This is a genomic window from Bacillus kexueae, from assembly GCF_022809095.1.
Classification (GTDB): Bacteria; Bacillota; Bacilli; order Bacillales; family Aeribacillaceae; genus Bacillus_BZ; species Bacillus_BZ kexueae.
In genome coordinates, this window is the sequence record NZ_JALAZE010000001.1 from 246,630 (window position 1) to 264,199 (window position 17,570).

General features: G+C 39.9%; 20 protein-coding genes. 7 read left to right on the plus strand and 13 right to left on the minus strand.

Annotated elements, in window-relative coordinates; translation table 11 throughout:
• The first annotated feature begins 60 nt into the window (after positions 1-60).
• Positions 61-591 (plus strand): hypothetical protein, encoded by a 531-nt coding sequence (locus ML543_RS01375; protein WP_243385360.1) that lies wholly within the window; start codon positions 61-63, stop codon positions 589-591.
• A gap of 128 nt (positions 592-719) precedes the next feature.
• Here ML543_RS01375 and ML543_RS01380 read toward each other — a convergent pair whose 3' ends face one another.
• Positions 720-923 (minus strand): cold-shock protein, encoded by a 204-nt coding sequence (locus ML543_RS01380; RefSeq protein ID WP_243385361.1) that lies wholly within the window; start codon positions 921-923, stop codon positions 720-722.
• A 483-nt stretch (positions 924-1,406) separates the two neighbouring features.
• The gene (locus ML543_RS01385; RefSeq protein WP_243385362.1) at positions 1,407-2,531 is read right to left on the minus strand and encodes a phosphatidylglycerol lysyltransferase domain-containing protein; all 1,125 of its coding nucleotides are present in this window, start codon (positions 2,529-2,531) and stop codon (positions 1,407-1,409) included.
• Between the two features lie 169 nt (positions 2,532-2,700).
• Here ML543_RS01385 and trhA point away from each other — a divergent pair, with 169 nt between their 5' ends.
• On the plus strand, positions 2,701-3,336 hold the full coding sequence (gene trhA, locus ML543_RS01390; protein WP_243385906.1) for a PAQR family membrane homeostasis protein TrhA: 636 nt from the start codon (positions 2,701-2,703) through the stop codon (positions 3,334-3,336).
• Between the two features lie 126 nt (positions 3,337-3,462).
• Positions 3,463-3,645, plus strand: a complete 183-nt coding sequence (locus tag ML543_RS01395; protein WP_243385363.1) for an H-type small acid-soluble spore protein — start codon at positions 3,463-3,465, stop codon at positions 3,643-3,645.
• Positions 3,646-3,835: 190 nt separating this feature from the next.
• Here ML543_RS01395 and ML543_RS01400 read toward each other — a convergent pair whose 3' ends face one another.
• The 4 genes from ML543_RS01400 to ML543_RS01415 are packed head-to-tail and all read right to left on the minus strand — an operon-like array spanning position 3,836 to position 8,970.
• The gene (locus ML543_RS01400) at positions 3,836-4,189 is read right to left on the minus strand and encodes a DUF3888 domain-containing protein (protein WP_243385364.1); all 354 of its coding nucleotides are present in this window, start codon (positions 4,187-4,189) and stop codon (positions 3,836-3,838) included.
• Between the two features lie 13 nt (positions 4,190-4,202).
• Complete coding sequence (locus tag ML543_RS01405; protein ID WP_243385365.1) at positions 4,203-4,439, minus strand: hypothetical protein; 237 nt, start codon at positions 4,437-4,439, stop codon at positions 4,203-4,205.
• 16 nt (positions 4,440-4,455) lie between these two features.
• A complete protein-coding gene (locus ML543_RS01410; protein WP_243385366.1) occupies positions 4,456-4,737 on the minus strand; it encodes a DUF5132 domain-containing protein in 282 nt (93 codons plus the stop codon).
• A 54-nt stretch (positions 4,738-4,791) separates the two neighbouring features.
• Positions 4,792-8,970 (minus strand): cation-translocating P-type ATPase, encoded by a 4,179-nt coding sequence (locus tag ML543_RS01415; RefSeq protein ID WP_243385367.1) that lies wholly within the window; start codon positions 8,968-8,970, stop codon positions 4,792-4,794.
• Positions 8,971-9,160: 190 nt separating this feature from the next.
• Here ML543_RS01415 and ML543_RS01420 point away from each other — a divergent pair, with 190 nt between their 5' ends.
• On the plus strand, positions 9,161-9,598 hold the full coding sequence (locus tag ML543_RS01420) for a hypothetical protein (protein ID WP_243385368.1): 438 nt from the start codon (positions 9,161-9,163) through the stop codon (positions 9,596-9,598).
• Between the two features lie 362 nt (positions 9,599-9,960).
• Here ML543_RS01420 and ML543_RS01425 read toward each other — a convergent pair whose 3' ends face one another.
• From ML543_RS01425 to ML543_RS01435, 3 genes are all read right to left on the minus strand, one after another.
• Positions 9,961-10,278: a hypothetical protein gene (locus ML543_RS01425; protein ID WP_243385369.1), complete on the minus strand. Its 318-nt coding sequence runs from the start codon at positions 10,276-10,278 to the stop codon at positions 9,961-9,963.
• Positions 10,279-10,698: 420 nt separating this feature from the next.
• Positions 10,699-11,145, minus strand: a complete 447-nt coding sequence (locus ML543_RS01430) for a TlpA family protein disulfide reductase (RefSeq protein ID WP_243385370.1) — start codon at positions 11,143-11,145, stop codon at positions 10,699-10,701.
• 120 nt (positions 11,146-11,265) lie between these two features.
• Positions 11,266-11,808, minus strand: a complete 543-nt coding sequence (locus ML543_RS01435) for a peroxiredoxin (protein WP_243385907.1) — start codon at positions 11,806-11,808, stop codon at positions 11,266-11,268.
• 257 nt (positions 11,809-12,065) lie between these two features.
• Here ML543_RS01435 and ML543_RS01440 point away from each other — a divergent pair, with 257 nt between their 5' ends.
• Positions 12,066-12,905, plus strand: coding sequence for a mechanosensitive ion channel family protein (locus ML543_RS01440; RefSeq protein WP_419095321.1), 840 nt, complete (start codon positions 12,066-12,068; stop codon positions 12,903-12,905).
• 259 nt (positions 12,906-13,164) lie between these two features.
• Here ML543_RS01440 and ML543_RS01445 read toward each other — a convergent pair whose 3' ends face one another.
• The 4 genes from ML543_RS01445 to ML543_RS01460 form a co-directional block, all read right to left on the minus strand.
• Positions 13,165-13,407 (minus strand): YkuS family protein, encoded by a 243-nt coding sequence (locus ML543_RS01445; protein WP_243385372.1) that lies wholly within the window; start codon positions 13,405-13,407, stop codon positions 13,165-13,167.
• A gap of 44 nt (positions 13,408-13,451) precedes the next feature.
• Positions 13,452-14,585: an N-acetyldiaminopimelate deacetylase gene (locus tag ML543_RS01450; RefSeq protein ID WP_243385373.1), complete on the minus strand. Its 1,134-nt coding sequence runs from the start codon at positions 14,583-14,585 to the stop codon at positions 13,452-13,454.
• Positions 14,586-14,643: 58 nt separating this feature from the next.
• Entirely contained in the window at positions 14,644-15,354 is a 711-nt protein-coding gene (gene dapD, locus ML543_RS01455; RefSeq protein ID WP_243385374.1) for a 2,3,4,5-tetrahydropyridine-2,6-dicarboxylate N-acetyltransferase, read from the minus strand.
• A gap of 66 nt (positions 15,355-15,420) precedes the next feature.
• Positions 15,421-16,299, minus strand: a complete 879-nt coding sequence (locus ML543_RS01460; RefSeq protein ID WP_243385375.1) for a LysR family transcriptional regulator — start codon at positions 16,297-16,299, stop codon at positions 15,421-15,423.
• Positions 16,300-16,417: 118 nt separating this feature from the next.
• Here ML543_RS01460 and ML543_RS01465 point away from each other — a divergent pair, with 118 nt between their 5' ends.
• Together ML543_RS01465 and ML543_RS01470 are read left to right on the plus strand one after the other, a co-directional pair.
• Entirely contained in the window at positions 16,418-17,140 is a 723-nt protein-coding gene (locus tag ML543_RS01465) for a sulfite exporter TauE/SafE family protein (RefSeq protein ID WP_243385376.1), read from the plus strand.
• Between the two features lies 1 nt (position 17,141).
• Positions 17,142-17,447 carry a VOC family protein gene (locus ML543_RS01470; RefSeq protein ID WP_243385377.1) on the plus strand — a complete coding sequence of 102 codons (306 nt, stop codon included), beginning with the start codon at positions 17,142-17,144 and terminating at the stop codon, positions 17,445-17,447.
• Positions 17,448-17,570 lie beyond the last annotated feature (123 nt).

Here is a 17,570-nt window from a genome sequence, read left to right on the forward strand (position 1 = left end):
GTAACTTCTTTCTTTATTCGTCGTCTAATGAAATAGAGAATCTCGTAAAGGAGGAAGTTGATGAACAAGGGGCTTTCAATCTTGTTACTTTTTGCACTTATCGTTTCTATTTTTTCTTTTCCTTCCGTTAGCTTCGGTTGTTCCTGTATGAAGCCACCTCCAGCGGAAGATGCGTATGAGGAATCAGATGCTGTATTTACTGGGATTGTATCATCCATTGATGTTCATTCGACGACACAAACCGTATCCTTCGATGTGACGAAAAGCTTTAAAGGCGCAAATGAAAATATTAAAGTAGAAACAGCAACCAATAGTGCTGCTTGCGGGGTCTTTTTTGAGCTCGGTAAAGAATATCTCGTCTATGCCTACGGAGATGGCGAATACGAAACCAATTTATGTACACGGACAACAGACGTCGCTGCTGCAAGTGACGACCTTCTCGTTCTAAATGAACTTTCGCCTAATGCCGAACAATACGAACAGTCGTCCAATCGCCAAGGAAGCATTATCCCAATTATCGTCATTATACTCATTTTAGCTTTCTTCGCTTATGGTTTTTACTGGTATAAAAAAAGGGCAATGTCTGAATAGATTAATGGAGTCATGGTGAGCATCCCCCATTTGGATTAAAACGAGAAAAAGTGGAGAAAACGAGATGTTTTCTCCACTTTTTTCATTTCAGAGGTCTTCCGAACGATTACGATAGTATATAATAAATGCTAATAAGATGACTTACTATGATTTTCCACTACTTGGAGCACTTTTACATTTTCTTCCATTTCACTTTGACAAAGTGGGCAACGTGGGATCTCACTACTTTTGAAGTTGTCTCGAATCCACCCTTTACAATCTTCGGAAATACATTCCCAAATTTTCGTTTCTTTCGTAATTATCTCTTCTTCGTTTCGACGCGCAAATGCCATGGGCGTTTCGCCTCCTTTTAAAAATAGGCTCAGTAAATCAAAAGGTTTCGGTTCACAATATTGCCCAACAGTGTATCTTTTTAATTATACCAGAAAACATGCTTTAATTGTAATTTTCCCTAAAAAATGAAAAATAAAACTCTTTTTGAGCATTTTATCCTCAACCTTTTTAATGAAACACACAAGTTTTCGCAAACATTGCCGCTTTTACTTCATTTTTTTAGGTTGTTTTCGTATAGGTTGTAGTTTTTTCAGTCATTTTTAAAATGAATTCTGAACATTGCGCTCCTAACATTTACTTTCCATTGGGTTAGTTGTGTAGTTTCTCCTATTTGCTGACAAGTCTGCTTAATTCACTCGCAGTAACTCCTATAACTCAGTGCGGGAGACCCTCCCATTCGTATGACACTGAACGATGTATTGGGGTAGTTTTAATACAACATGCCTTTAAGAAAAAAAGAAAAGGCCTGAACAGGCCTTTTCTTAACTTGCTCGCTGCAGCCACACACCAATTCTTTTTTTCAGAGATTGTGGTTGTTGTTTCGGTGGCTGCTGAATCATTTGGACGATGTGATATAGAGTTATGGCTAAAAAGGACTTTCGATAAGCAAAATATTTCGGCTCCCACTCTGGGTAAAATTTCGCTTTATACTCTTTTAAGCCTTTGAAATTATAATTCTTTTTACTATGTTGATAAATGTGATGGGCGATTTTTTCACTGAAACGGTCATCTGGTGACTGTCCGACATTTGCTAGCGGAGCAACACCTAGACTGCAGTATAAAAATCCATTTTCGCTTGCCCACTTCATAATGGATACGAACAGTACATCCATTGTCCCGTGCGGACTATCTTGAACATAACGCATTAAATCAATATGAATCGTTTTATTTACATCCGCTTCTTTTGCGAGAGATGCAAAGGCAATCATTTCACCTTCTGGATCCTTCAAAATAGCGATTGGAAACTTCGATACATAGTTTTTATCGAACGAACTGACCGAAAAGCTTTTTTCGTTTCTGTCTCCTAGCCAAGATTGCGAGATTGATTGTATCTCATGCATTAATTGTGTCGAATAAGGCGGATATAATACGTCAAACTGGAAGCCTTTCCGATTAAATTTGTTTAGTCTCGTTCGTAATTTCGCCCAGTTTTTCCCTCTCATTTCGAATTGTTTAACCGGTACTCTCGCTTCTTCACCCAGTTTAAAAAATCGAAAGCCTTCCGTTTCAAATAGCGGTTTCGTTTTTTCAGATATTTGATAAAAAGAAGGTTTATATTGTTTTTCTTGGCAAAACATTAAAAATTCATGAATACCAGATTGTAAATAATGATAATCGCCAATCGGATCGCCTAGAACCGTTACACGACGGCCATTTTTTCGGTACAAAATGAGAACCTTTTTATTTTCCGACCAAAAAATTTCTTTGTCTCGTAAGAACAATAAATGTGATAAATGATTGCTATGTTTTGTTAAGAACGCTTTCATTTCTTCGTCGTCCCACTGTTGATTTGAAAAAGGTTCACGAATCACAAGCGATTGTCGAACAACAAACAATCCAATGAATATCGCTGCGATTGCCGAACATAAAATAATCGAAATTGTCATGTGTGCCTCCTTTTTCATCAAACCTTTCCTATAACAAAATACCATAGATTTATCATGAATTGGGGATTAATTTCATATTTTCTTCACAAATTACGCTCCAAATTTTCCAATTATTCGAATAACAGGTATAATGGAATTAGATTATGAAAAGAAAGGAATTGTTATTTGTATGGCTCTCACTCACACATACAGTCGCAAAGAAGAGATTGCCAATGCCATCACCCACGGAATTGGTTTTCTTTTAAGTATTGCGGCTCTTGTCATTTTAATTGTTCAGGCAGTGCAAGCTGGGACTGTTTGGCATGTAGTTAGCTTTTCGATTTACGGGGCAACGATGATATTTTTGTATTTATCGTCAACGCTTGTGCATAGTTTTCCAGATGGAAAGATTAAAGATCTTTTTGAAATTTTTGACCATGCTGCCATCTACTTATTTATTGCCGGAACGTACACACCTATTTTATTTATAACGTTAAGAGGAACACTTGGGTGGACTTTGTTTGGAATTGTGTGGGGAATTGCCATCTTTGGGGTTGTTTTTAAAGTTTTTTTCGTAAAGCGCTTTTTATTTACGTCGACCCTATTATACGTTTTAATGGGGTGGATTATCGTATTTGCCTGGAAGCCGCTAACGTTCGAGTTTCCACTTGTCGGTATGTATTTCCTTGTCATCGGCGGAGTCTTATATACAGTAGGAACCATTTTTTACGTTTGGCGAAGCTTTCCATTTCACCATGCCGTATGGCACCTGTTCGTCATTGCAGGTTCTGTATTCCACTTCTTCGCGATATTACAATTAACTTAAGCGAGCTTGTAAATTGAACTATGTCAACGTCCATTTCATGCGTAAATGGACGTTTTTTTGTTGGATATTTTTTCATCATTGACAAATAGTAAAGATGAGCCATACATAGAGAGGAGGTTAAACGAAATGAATGTATCGAGAGCAAAGCAAATTTTATCTTCCCCAACCATTATTCCGGTTACGTATCAAGGTGAACAGATTCTCATTCAAAGCGTTGACGAGAGAACCGAGACAGCACGAATTTATTTGAAAGAAAATCGCGAATCGGAAAGAACAGTTCCCGTTGCGATGTTACAAGAGCACGCATAAGGAAAGCGCAAGTCCTTAGGCGAAGGGCGCTTTAGGACCTGCGAGGAGGTTTCCGTCGCCACAGCAAGTCCGAAGCGACCCGAGCTGATGGCGCTTGGAGGGCTAGACACCAAAAAAACGGTAAAGAGAATACTTTAACACTTTATTGAATTTAAACTCTCTGTAACAATAACAAAAACTCAGCAATTTTTTATTGCTGAGTTTTCGTTTGACTTGCCGAAATGGTTCGGTAATTCGTTTGCTTCATTGACGTCGGATGAATTTGAATCGTCACTTCGTCTAAATGAGATACGTTCCCGTCTTGAATGGCCACGTGAACAGACACCTCAAAGTATGCCTCTTTTTCCATTTGCTGTACGTCAGTTTTGACTAATGTGTATGGCATGACTTTTCCGTAATGATTCTCTATGGCTTCATCCATTTTTGGATAGAGTGTGCTCATTAGGGCTTGTTTATAATTTGAGCACTCTCCTTCAGCTGAAATACTATCTGTCCAGCCGAAAACCATATAAATTAAGACGGCGACCATGAGTCCTCTTTTCATTTTCAAACATCCTTTAGAAAAATTTTCGTAGTTTGAAACCAGGAAAAATGCTCATCAAATTCACATTCGATTCTTTCCCTTTCGTCTTCACTCGTCCCATGAAGGATCCTAAAAACTCTTCCCAAATCGTTCCGATAAACTTTTTGGAGTTCGGGTCTTCTTTTAGCGTTGATGCTGACAGAGTAAGAGCTTGATCTAAATGGGACATGGCTTGTCGTAAATGTTCAATGACTTTTTCATTTTCTGACACGATACCCACACCTCATTTAATAATTTTGAGCCTTTTGCTCATCTTGCTCTTGTAATATATCTTCGTAATCAATAATCATACTCGTATCTTGATCGATATATTTTTTCATTCGCTCCATTTTCACTTCCGCAACCATATCTTCAAGGCCTTCTTTCGCGGAAACAATGTAAAATTTCATTTGCCTCGACAATTGGCCGATTACAGGCTTTAACGTTTCTTTCGCAATCGGCAAAATAGTCGCAGCAGCAAACGCTACTGCGGACCCTACGATGACTCGTTGTAAGCTTCTTTGAATCATGGTATTCCTCCTCTAATCATTCCTTTATTCTAGCTTCGACGAACAATCACTCGTTTATACTGCAAGGGCGAGCGGTTTGGTCTCAACTGACGACTGTTTGTTAAATATACCTGTAATTGGTCTCGCTAAAAGAGCTGAACTTCCCGCTACGCCGAAGATCGCGGCCCACATTGGTAAAGCTAGAGCTTCGGTTTTGAAAATCGTCGCAAGTGGTGGAACGTAAATAGATAAAGCTAGCGCTATAAAGGAACCGCCAAGAGCAGTAACGAGGAATTTATCCTTCGACCAATCTGTTACTTTTTCTTCTGAATCTAGTTGTCTCCAAGAGAATGTTTGAATTAACTGGCCGACTACAAGTGTAGAGAATGCCATCGTTTGAGCGGCTAATAAGCTCATTCCTGCACGAAGACCAAAGGCAAATACACCGACAGAACCAATTCCTAGTAAGACACCTCGAGTAATAACTTGCTTATATAATTGTTTGTCAGCAATTTCTTGACGTTTTGTTTGTTGTGATTTATCGCCCGGATTTACCGCTAACACCATGGCTGGAAGCGCATCTGTAATTAAGTTCATCAGTAAGATTTGAATAGGCACAATTGGCAAGGGAAGTCCTGCAATGACAGCAGTGCTCGTTACGATGATTTCGGCTAAATTCCCGCACAGTAAACAGCCGAGCGCTTTTCGAATGTTACCGATAATGGTTCGCCCTTCTTTAACGCCTTCGACAATACCGCCAAAATGGTCTTCTTTTAAGACAATATCAGCCGTTTCTTTCGTTACTTGTGTTCCTGTTTGTCCCATGGCAATGCCGACATCAGCTTGCTTTATGGCAAGGGAATCATTTACCCCATCACCTGTCATGGCGACGATTTCACCTTTGTTTTGCAAAGCTTTGACGATTTTTAATTTATGATCTGGTGTGACGCGTGCATAGACCGAAATAGAAGAAATTTTAGTCGCTAACTCTTCTTCTGATAATTGATCGAGTTGAACACCAGTTAGAATATTGTCTGGTCCTACATTCATTCCAATTTGCTTTGCGATTGCCAGTGCCGTTTTTGGATGATCACCGGTAATCATAACGGGTTGTACGCCTAGTGCCATTGCTTCTTTAATGCTTTTGGCTACGTCTTCTTTCGGTGGGTCTATCATGCCCACCATTCCGATATAGATGAGGTCGCGTTCCATATCATCAACACATTGTTCGCCTTCATCTAATGGCCGATAAGCAAATCCAAGTGTTCGCAATGATTGTTCTGCATATTCATCCGTTTTTGCCAAAATCTTGTCTTTTATTGGTTTCGTAAGCTTCAGTTTCCGTCCATTTTTCTCGTAGTATTTACAATACGATAGAACTTTTTCAACAGACCCCTTCGTCATAAGGAAGCATGCATCTTCTATCTCATGACAAACAACGGACATAAGTCCTCTGTCTGAATCAAATGGTAGCTCGTGCTTTCGCTTCCACGAAGTGTGAGATTCTTTCGTCATCTCTTGTTTTGCTGCTAGCGTTAGTAAAGCTCCTTCTGTTGGGTCACCTTTAATCGTCCACCGATTATTTTCTTTAAGCAATTCACTATTCGAGCAAAGTAGACCAATTCTCATCAACTTCTCTAACTCTGGGTGGTTAGTTACTGTTTCGTCTTTCGTATGAACTACTACACCTTCAGGAGAATATCCGTCTCCTGTAACATCCCACTCATCAATGGCGGTTGCTACTTTTTTCACCGTCATTTCATTCTTTGTTAATGTACCCGTTTTATCAGTACAAACGATGGTAACCCGCCCAAGTGTTTCAAGTGCGGATATTTTTCTTGTCAACGAGTTTTTCTTCGCCATTCGCATGATTCCTGCTGTTAAAGCAACAGTAATCGTTACCGGTAACCCTTCAGGAATTGAAGAGGCCGTCAATGCTAACGTGGAAGGAATCATTTCTGCAACCGGAATACCGCGAATAAATCCAGCTAAAAAGACGATCCCCCCTATTGCTAATGCACCTTTCATAAACGTTTTACTAATTTTCGTTACTTGCTTTTGCAAGGGAGTTATTTCATTGGTGTCTTCCGATAACATTTGGAACAAGTGACCAATTTCGGTTTCATTTCCAGTATGGCAGACGACTGCCTTCGCTCGACCCCGTGTAATATGAGTTCCCATGTAAAGCATGTTGGATCGATCGGATATTGGTATTTCCGCTTCAACTCGGCGGTTTCCTTTTACGACAGGTAAGGACTCACCAGTAAGAGCGGATTCATCAACCTCTAAGTTCCATGATTGAACGACCCGTAAATCAGCTGGCACACGGTCTCCGGCTTCAATCATGACGATATCGCCAGGTACTAGCTCCTCAGCTGAAAGTTCCTTTGTCTCGCCATTTCGAATGACTTGACATCGAGGAGGCACGAACTTCGTCATCATTTCTACCGTTTGTTGCGTTTTACGTTCTTGGATTGTACTAATTCCTGCATTTAACAATAGAATGCTTGACATCGCAATACCGTCAATAAAATGTCCAGAAATAAGACTAATGACAGCCGTCGCACCTAAAATTATCGTTGTAAATTCTTTCAATTGACCAAAATAATCTTTCAACCAATGCGGACGTTCCTTCGGCTTTAATTGATTTTTCCCGTATTTCTTCATCCGCTTTTTAATCTTCGTATCTTTTAACCCTGCATGTATGTCCGTTTTTAGCTGTGTTAGTACTTCTTCGCTTCCAAAAGTATGCCAAGGCTGAACGGTTTGTAGTTGATGACCTTCTTTTACACAAAGCTTTTGAAACACTTTTTCCGTCTTACGCTTTGCACGAACTAAAAACGCTAATGTAATTCCATCGGCGATTAAATTAATTAACGGTGCACTTTGTGCAAACGGTACGGCACATGCTGTTCCAGTTACGTTCCACACATTCGTTACTCGTATTTGACCTTTCACCATGTTTTTCACTTTCATCGCTTTTTCATAACTCTTTTTTAAGTGTGAAAGTTGCGAAATGGTGACTGTTGGATAGAAGGATACGACCTTATTAGACACGAATCCATTGTCTTGTACGACATACAACAATTCTTCTCGTTTAGATGCTTGGATTTCGTTTTTGTCTACTACTTGCCATCCTTCTTGCTTCAACTTGTTCGTCACTTCTTCAACCTGGTAGTCAGGATGATGATGGAAGAATGATATTTCTGTTGTAGCTGGTAAAACGTCTAAAAAGGTTGCTACTTCCTTCTTCAAGGTGCCGTTGTCAAAAAGAACCGCTGGATGGTCAAAAATTACGGTTTTCACTTCAGCTAATTGTTTCATTGAACCATTTTGTGGTCTCATTTGTCCTGTTTCTTCTGCCATGTATTCAGTTTGCTTCCAAGTATATTGAGCACCAGTCGTGGCAGGTCTTGGGTTTGCAGCTAATAGCATTGATAAACCGACTAACGGATTCCGCGTCACTGCAAGTCCTACACCTGCGGCTAACATGCCAAGCCGACCCATTTTCTTTGCATACTGTTCGGCATCAGGGTCTTCAAACTTATCCGTATCATTGACCAGTTCGTTCACTTGAGATTGTCGTTTCCAATTTAAATATTGTAATAAACTCATACCCATCAGCACGACTAAATTTTCACGTAACAAACCTAAAGCAAGCGAACTTGCACCGAGCACAAAGTCAACAGCTGCCCGCTTCCGATCACTTAAATGTTCGACACCTCTTCGAAAGAAGGAGTAACCGGTGCCGATTGCTAAAACACCGCTAATGTAAAACGGCAAGGGATGTCTAGCAATCGCTGACCTCCCCCATAGGAGTTGTTTGACACCAAGAGCACCAGCACCCGTCACGGCAAGTGTTAAATTTAAAGGTGGTGCTTGTTCTTTTTCGTTTTGGATTACCGGAACAGGCTGCAAATAAGTCTCTTGCCTAGCAGATGCGTCCATCGATACAGCAACTTCTGCTTCTTGTTCAGTATTCTCTTCATATGGTAGAAGTTTTTTCAATAAAACTTCTTCAAATTTTTGTAAATAAAGACTTAACACCTCAAGTGTTACGATAGATGGATTATATTGAAGTAATACTTTACCGGTTGTTTCATTTGCTTTTGCAACTAAAACGCCTTCAATGGAAGAAAAAATGTCGATAAACTTTTGGCAATAATCACGATTCTCTTTAATGCCAAATAACTCTACCCGTATTCTTCCCGGTAGAATCGTATACTCCCTTTCTTTAAAAGATAGTTGATTCATTGCATTTTCCCCTTCATTTTCATCTCAGATGTTTGAACATAGTCACTAGTTTAATCAATTGGTCTGTTTTTATTCTCAGAAAATGTAAGTAAAAAGGACATCAAATATATCAAAAAGTTTGTGAACTGACGGATAAAACGAGTTTAAGGCGGACACAATGTATAAATGATAAATGAGGAGGTAACGTAAAATGAAAAAACTATTTCCGTTTAACAATCCGCTCGGAATTGTGCTTACTTCCGCTGCCTTAATTTTAACCATCTCACCTGAAGCGAGACGAGGGACACGGAAAGTACTCGTTAAAGGAATGGGAGCAGCATTAGCGCTTGGAGATCAAGTGAAGGGCTTAACTTCCGGTGTGCGTCATCAAATGACAGCATTACTTTCAGAAGCAAAGCATGAAAAAGAAACAATGAACTTCCAGCAAATCCCTGATACGATGAGAGAGATGAAAGAGAAAAGTGTATCGAAAACCCAAGAAGCGATGACACAAATGAAATATTCTGTCGGTAGCCTTTTTAATGATATTGGTGAGCCTGAAGATACGGATGCAGAGCAACCATTCAACGTGATGGCAGACCCATCCATCCAATCAAAGCTGAACGAAATTGAAAAACAGCTTCATTAAAAGAATCCACTGGAATCCAGTGGATTTTTGCATGCTTCCCATTTCTTCCTCCATCTATAGATAAGAAAAGCGCAAGTCCTTAGGCGAAGGGCGCTGGAGGACCTGCGAGGAGGCTTCCGTCGCCACAGCAGGGCCGAAGCGACCCAAGCTGATGGCGCTTGGAGTTAGACACCAAAAAAACTGTAAGGAGAATACTTTAACACTTTATTGAACTTAAACTTTCTGTAACAATGAAAAAAGCATCCCACTTGTACTTGATGCTTTGATTACCGTTAGAAGGGTTATGAAATGAACAACCTTTTAAGGAACGGTAATGGAATCAGTGTGTTCATTTTCCGTTCGAACTTCACGCTTTCGTTGGATTAAATGGCTGCTGGTAGCGCCTTTGGTAAACGAACGACGTATGAGCCTGCATAGTAACCTAATCGGTGAGCTAGACGAAAAGCAAACAGTCCACCAAGTAAGGAACCGATGAATGTTCCAACACCTGGTAACACCATCGAGCCAACCATTGCCCCGTATTCCATACCAGCTACAAATCCAGCTGCCCCAGTTACATTGGCGCACGTTTGTGCAATGTATTCTTTCGCACTCATTCTACGATTGACAAAATGATATGTATCTTCTGCTTGGGCAAGTCCACCAGTCAATACTCCTGACATATACGGGTTTACTCTCACCGTTCATCCCTCCATTTTTTTAATCTGTAACAGTCTTTCCGTCCACCTTCATTTTTATGTATCTGAACTTCCATTTTCGTTTATTAAAAAACTCATAGAAGTGGCTCAATATGGATGACTTAAATATAGTCATTACAAACGTAAGCAATAGAATGCAAAATCGATTATTACACAATAGCGAGCGAGCAATAAACGATAATCTCCATTGTCTCTGTACGGGTGAGTCTCACATTTGACGTAGCAGGATAGGCCCATTCACTTATTGAACGCTTTGTCAACTTGGAAGCTCGGCTACAAGATCTTCTACACGTGCTGTTCCAACATGATTTCCGTCATTTCTTCAATATCTTTCATGACCCGAAAACAACCATAGAAAAAGATGAAGAGCCAAAAGTTCTCCATCTCAACACGATGTTCGCTTTATTCCACTTCGCTTAAGACACGGTTCACTCGTTTCTCAAGCATTTTCATCCCGCTCCCACCAGCTTGAAAATGGCGAAGAACTCCCGATTTATCAAATACATAGTAGGCAGGTACATATTGATTCTCAAAAGCATCCGCTAATTTATGCTCATTGTCTATAAATATTGGCTGCGAAATACCATGTTCATTTGCTACCTTTTCGATTTCTTCTACGTTTAAATCATTTTCAGATCGCGGCATGTGCACAGCGACAACGTTGAGCTTTTCTTTGTATTCATCACGGAATTCGTTCACTTTCGGCATTGCTTCTTTACATAAGTGACAGCTGATTGACCAAAAATGAATCAATGTCGGCTTTTCACCAATTAACTCATCTTTTGAAACGTCTCCATTTAACCAAGTAGTTGCCCCGATTAACTCTGGCATTGGTGCTCGTAATTTCATTCAGAAAGCCTCCTTATCCAGTTGATAGAAAAAGCCTAACCGTTTTTAGTTAGGCTCAAACCAACCTTAAACGCCTTCATAGCGCCTGTTGACTTCTACTCACCGTCGTTTTCGATGAACTTAAAGCGTTTCTTGACCAGGTTTCCAGTTCGCAGGACATAAAGCACCTGTTTGAAGAGCTTGAAGAACACGCAACACCTCGTCTACTTCACGTCCAATGTTGTTGTGATGGACCACTTGATACATTAATTCCCCTTCCGGATTGATAATGAATAATCCACGGAGGGCAATTCCTTCTTCTTCTATTAAAACGCCATAGTCACGGGATACGACATGGTTCGTATCAGCAGCGAGTGGATAATTTAACTCCCCAAGTCCATTATCTTTTCGATCCGTATTAATCCAAGCTAAATGCGTATGAATCGTATCAGTTGAAACGCCAATTACTTCTGCATCTAAATCCTCGAATTCATCGTAGCGATCGCTTAATGCAATAATTTCAGTTGGACATACGAACGTAAAGTCCATCGGGTAAAAGTATAGAACAGTCCACTTATCATTTTTCATGATTTCTTCTAAACTGACTTTCCCAAATTCTTTATTCGGCATGACCGCATCCATTTCAAAACGGGGCGCTTGTTTTCCTACCATACGTTCCATTATTTATCCCTCCACTTTATTTTTATGCATTCGCAGAATGCGTTTTAACCATCATGTCATAATATATTTTCATTCATCTAACACATTATGTTATACCCATATTTCCAATTTTTATGCTTGTTGACTTATTCGCAAAAAATTGAGATGATAAATCGTTCTAACCATATACGAAAGGACGTTTTTCTGATATTTTATGTTTATCACAGTAAAAATCGGGTATCCATGTAAACATGACAAGTTTACTGGACGAAAGGATGGAAATGATGGACATACTTAAAAAAATTGATTGGGCAGAATTAGCAACTGATGCAGGTATATTGCTATTCAAGCTTGTCATTATTTATATCGCCTACTTAATTGTTAAATCAATTGGGCGAAAAATTATTGAGCGTTCATTCGACCGCCTTGAAAAACGAGAAAATTTATCATTAGGTCGGTCTAAAACGCTCCAATCCTTAACGCTAAATATTTTTAGCTACTCACTAATTTTCGTTCTCGTCGTCACAATATTTAATTTATTTGGCTATAATGTAACAGCGCTTTTAGCCGGTGCTGGAGTCGTCGGTCTTGCCATCGGATTTGGAGCACAAGGCCTTGTGAGCGACGTTGTAACAGGCTTTTTCCTTCTATTAGAAAAACAAATTGACGTGGGCGATTATATTACAACGGGCGGTTATTCGGGAATTGTTGAAGCTGTCGGACTCCGCACGACGCAAATTCGTGGTTTTGATGGAACGCTTCATTACGTACCGAACAGAGAAATTGTCGGACTGAGTAACCATTCTAGAGGAAATATGCGTGCATTAGTTGATATTGGCATTTCATATGGGGATGATATTGATAAAGCCTTGACGGTGTTACAAGAGGCGTGTGAAAAATTCGCACAAGAAAACGAACAAGTCGTTGAAGGGCCAAATGTATTAGGAGTGCAAACGCTAGGATCATCTGATGTGGTCATTCGTGTCATTGCTCAAACGAAAAATATGGAGCAATGGGCAGTTGAACGACAGCTACGAAAAGTGTTGAAAGAGGCACTCGATGCCAATGGCATTGAAATTCCATTCCCACATCAAGTCATGATTCATCGAAACGAAAATTAATAATGAAAATGGGCGTCTCTTCATTGAGGCGCCTTTCGTATTTAAGGAAAGGTTAAGGGAACGCTCTAGTTTGAGTGGTTTCGCGCCTGTTTGCTATCTTCGCCCAAGTTGCATCATGTTCCGCCCAACTTCCTTCACCTTCGCCCAAGTTGCACCATGTTCCGCCCAACTTCCTTCACCTTCGATCAAGACTTAAACTTTCTGTATTAACTAAAAAAGATGTCAAAAACCAAGTCATTGATTTTTGACATCTTTTTCTTTACTTCACTCGATTTTCGATTTGTTGGCAAACTTCTTCTGCTGTCATTCCCGAAGCATTTATGACAGGACCAGAAGTTGCTGCGTTTTGCATGCCCATAACGTTTTCATCTTGGCCGGAGATGACGCAGCATTCACAGCCTTTAGCATCTTCTTCATTTTTTAACGGTACGACATCGTATCCTTTTTGTTGTAGCAAAGATGTTACATCGGATAATGTTTCTTCTACACCAATTTTCGGCATTGTCTTCCACCTCCTAGATGTAATTTGTCACATCTTGAGTGGAATTATTCCGAATGATTTCCTCGCCAATTGATATATTGAGTGAGAAGGTTTACGGCTACTGCAATCGCGCGTTCGTCTGGATTTAATTTCGCATGGTGTAAGCCATACGGTGATTGAACACCGAGCCAAAACATAAATCCTGGAATTTCTTTTACCATGTAGCCAAAGTCCTCACCTGTCATAGCTTCATTTGCAAGGGCTAGCTGCACATCAGTTTGTTCGTTCACAAACGTGATGAAGGTTTCCGTTTCTTTTTCATCATTGTACACTTGATGATACATCGCTCCGTAATCGATAGTTGCTTCACATTGATAGCCAACTTCGATTCCTTTCACAAGCGCTTCGATGCGCTCTTTAACCTTTTGCATTGATTCGACTGATCGCGTTCGAATTGTGCCTTCTAACCGTGCCTTTTCAGCAATGATATTTTGGACAGTTCCTCCGGTAATTTTACCAATTGTCACGACCGCACTATCAAGTGGGTCTACATTTCGTGCAACAATGGATTGAAGCTGGGTGACAAGCATGGATGCTGCTACGACCATATCGTTCGTATGATGTGGAAAAGCGGCATGGCCTCCTTTTCCTTTTAAATCAATGAACAATTCGGAAGTGTTAGCAAACAGTAGACCTGTCTTCGTTGAAATCGTCCCTACTGGAAGTTCTGGTGCAATATGTAACGCCATAATTAAATCAGGCTTCCATTCGCGCATAATGTCTGACTGTAACATCGGTTCTGCTCCACCAGGACCTTCTTCTGCAGGTTGAAAAATAAATAACAGGTCATCATCAACCGGATGCTTCGCAAAATGCGTGACAAGACCAAGTGCAATGGTCATATGGAAATCGTGCCCACATGCATGCATATTCCCCTCGTGAATCGACGAAAAAGGAAGATCTGTCTCTTCTTCAATTGGTAATCCATCGATATCAGCGCGATAGCCAATCATTTTTGTTGGTTTTTTCCCACGAACCTTCACGAATATTCCTGTTTCCCATGTTTTCATCTCAAGATGGTCTTGTGGGAGGGATTGAAGATACGATAGTAAATATTGCTGCGTTTTATACTCTTGAAACCCTAACTCCGGAATTTTATGTAAATCACGACGAATTGTAATAAGTGCATCTTGATTCATCTTGTTTTCACCACCTATAAAGGAAGCGTGGATTAAGTAATCCACGCTACAAGCTCTCTTATAATTGACGTAATTCTTGTTTAATTTCTGTTTTTGATTTTGTCTTTTCGTCAATGTCTTTAATTTTACGTGCAGGAGTACCAGCTACTACCGTATAAGGTGCTACATCTTCCACAACGATTGCTCCAGCAGCAACGACAGCACCTTTTCCTACTGTTACACCTTCTAAAATTACTGCGTTCGCACCAACGACAACATCGTCTTCGATGACTACTGGCTTCGCAGAAGGTGGCTCAATAACACCCGCTAACACAGCGCCAGCACCGATATGACAGTTCTTCCCTACTGTCGCACGTCCACCTAAAACAGCGTTCATGTCAATCATCGTTCCTTCGCCAACAACAGATCCGATATTGATTGTTGCCCCCATCATAATAACGGCATTGTCTCCAATTTCAACTTGGTCGCGAATGATCGCGCCTGGCTCGATACGCGCTTTAATTCCTTTTAAGTCAAGAAGTGGAATAGCTGAGTTACGACGATCGTTTTCTACCACATAGTCTTCGATTTTTGCGCTGTTTTCTTCGATGGCTTTTTGAATATTTGCCCACTCACCGAATACTACAGCTGTCTCACCAGTTAAAAATACTTTTGAATGTTCACCAAAATTAATGTCTGCTAAATCACCTTTAACGTATACTTTTACAGGTGTAGACTTCGTGCTGTTTTGGATAAATGAAATAATCTCATTTGCATCCATCATTTTCATATGTATTGACTCCTCTCAATTTTTATATTGTTTACTCTATCAAAAAATTCGATCAGTTGACAAGCATTACGAAGGAGTTTGACGATATTTTTCGACAACCTCTAAAAACTTTTCTACATGCTTCAATTGTAAGGCAGATTCTGTACTTAAAATCCACGTGTCGCGTTTTATTTGGTTTCCTTGTTCATCATGAAGCGGAATCTTGTGTAAAGAATCATCCGCATCCTCGAGTGTTACGGATGGTAAGATGGCAAATCCGATACCGTGAAAGGTCATTTGTTTACACGTCTCAATTTGGTCCACAACAATGGTTCGTTTCGGGGAAATCTTCACTTGTTGATGCCACCAATCTTGAATCTCTTGATAATACGTGGAATCGCTTTTGAATTGAATAAATGGCCGCTCGGTTTTTAATATATCTTCAATGCTTTCGATTTCTTTATCTACCAAATATAAAGAGTCGGTGAGCAAATGTTTTTTATACCCTTTCCATTCGGGATTTCCACGGATAATTCCCACATGAAAATCTTCTTCGTACATCGTTTTTAACATTTCACTCGACCAGCCTGTGGCTAAGGATATTTTCGCATGCGGATACAGTTCCACATATTTCTTTAATACTTTTGGCAACCAATGTTGACCAATAATCGAAGCGACGGCAATTTTTAATGTTCCAAATATGTCTCCTTCCATTTCGGAAATTTCTTCGCGAATTTTTTCTTCCTTCTCCACCATTTCTTTTGCAAATTGAATAACTTTTTCACCAGCAGGAGTCAACGTTAACCCTTTTTGAGAACGAATGAAAATTTTGAATCCCCAGCTTTTTTCTATAGACTGAAGACGTTGAGATAATGCCGGCTGAGAAACGAATAGTCGTTCTGCTGCTTTCCTCATGTTCATCTCTTCCGCGAGCATGACGAGCATTTGTAATTCCGATATTTGCACTAAAATCACCTATAAGTTTTTCTTATATTATATGCTAACAAACAAAACATTTCATTATGGATTTTTTTAACATACAATGAATCTGAAGGTGGTGATTCCCATTGAGTGGCCGTTATTATTGATCGGGTTGATTGTTTCTTTTGTCGGTACGTTGTTTGGTGGTGGCGGTTTAATCGGAATGCCATCCATGTTGCTTTACGGAATCCCGATTCATACAATCATTGCCGCAAACAAGTTTTCCAACATGATTAGCTCGTTTTCAAGTTTTTATGTTTTGTTTAAAAAGCGAGAAATTTGTCTGAAGGAAATGTATGTGCTCGTTCCAATTGCTCTTTTTAGCGGCGGAATTGGTGCACTTATCGCGAAATGGATGAGTGAACAATTGTTAACGGTGGTTGCCTTTCTTCTTTTAACTCTATCATTTATCTTGTCTTTCGTGCCAAAACAGGTGGAAAAACAAGAAGAAGAAAAGGTTCCTATTGTTCATTTAAGCCCTTATTTATTTAGCATTGGCATGTATGACGGGATGTTTGGTCCAGGGCAAGCAACCTTACTCATGATGACGTATATTCGCCATCACTTTTCATATTTACGTGCCATCGCTCTCTCTCGGTGTCAAACCTTCATTAGTTGTCTAGGTGCTTTTATTATTTTCCAAGCGAGTGGACTCGTAAATTGGTCGGTTGCCATTCCACTTAGTCTCGGTTCTTTCATTGGTGCACAAATTTCCGTTCGTTTTGCTAAACACCTTAAACTTCCCGTTATTAAAATTGTCCTTCAAATTGTTACAGGCTTATTTATCGTACACCTTTCGTATTCATTTTTATTAGGGGGGATGTAAAATGAAGATTCTCTGGGGTGAGATAGATCATATCCAGCTATGTGTTCCCCAAGATGGTTTAGAGGTCGCAAGACAATTTTATTTACATCTACTTGGCTTTCAAGAAGTTGATAAGCCTGATTCTTTAAAAGGAAATGGCGGCTTTTGGTGTGAAGCGGGGGAAATTTCCTTACACATTGGGGTCGAAAAACATTCTCCCCTACTTTCAAAGCGCCACCCTGCATTTATCGTACAGAACTTAAAAAAACGTGCGGGACTATTTGCACGAGAACGGAATACAAGTTTACGAGGAAACTTCAATTCCTAAGGTCGAACGATTTTCAATCCGCGATCCATTTGGAAATTGAATTGAAATACTTGAATATACATTGACAACAAATTCATCTTGAGAAAAGATTGTCCAGTTTCAGTTCCAATACTAAGTCCTGCG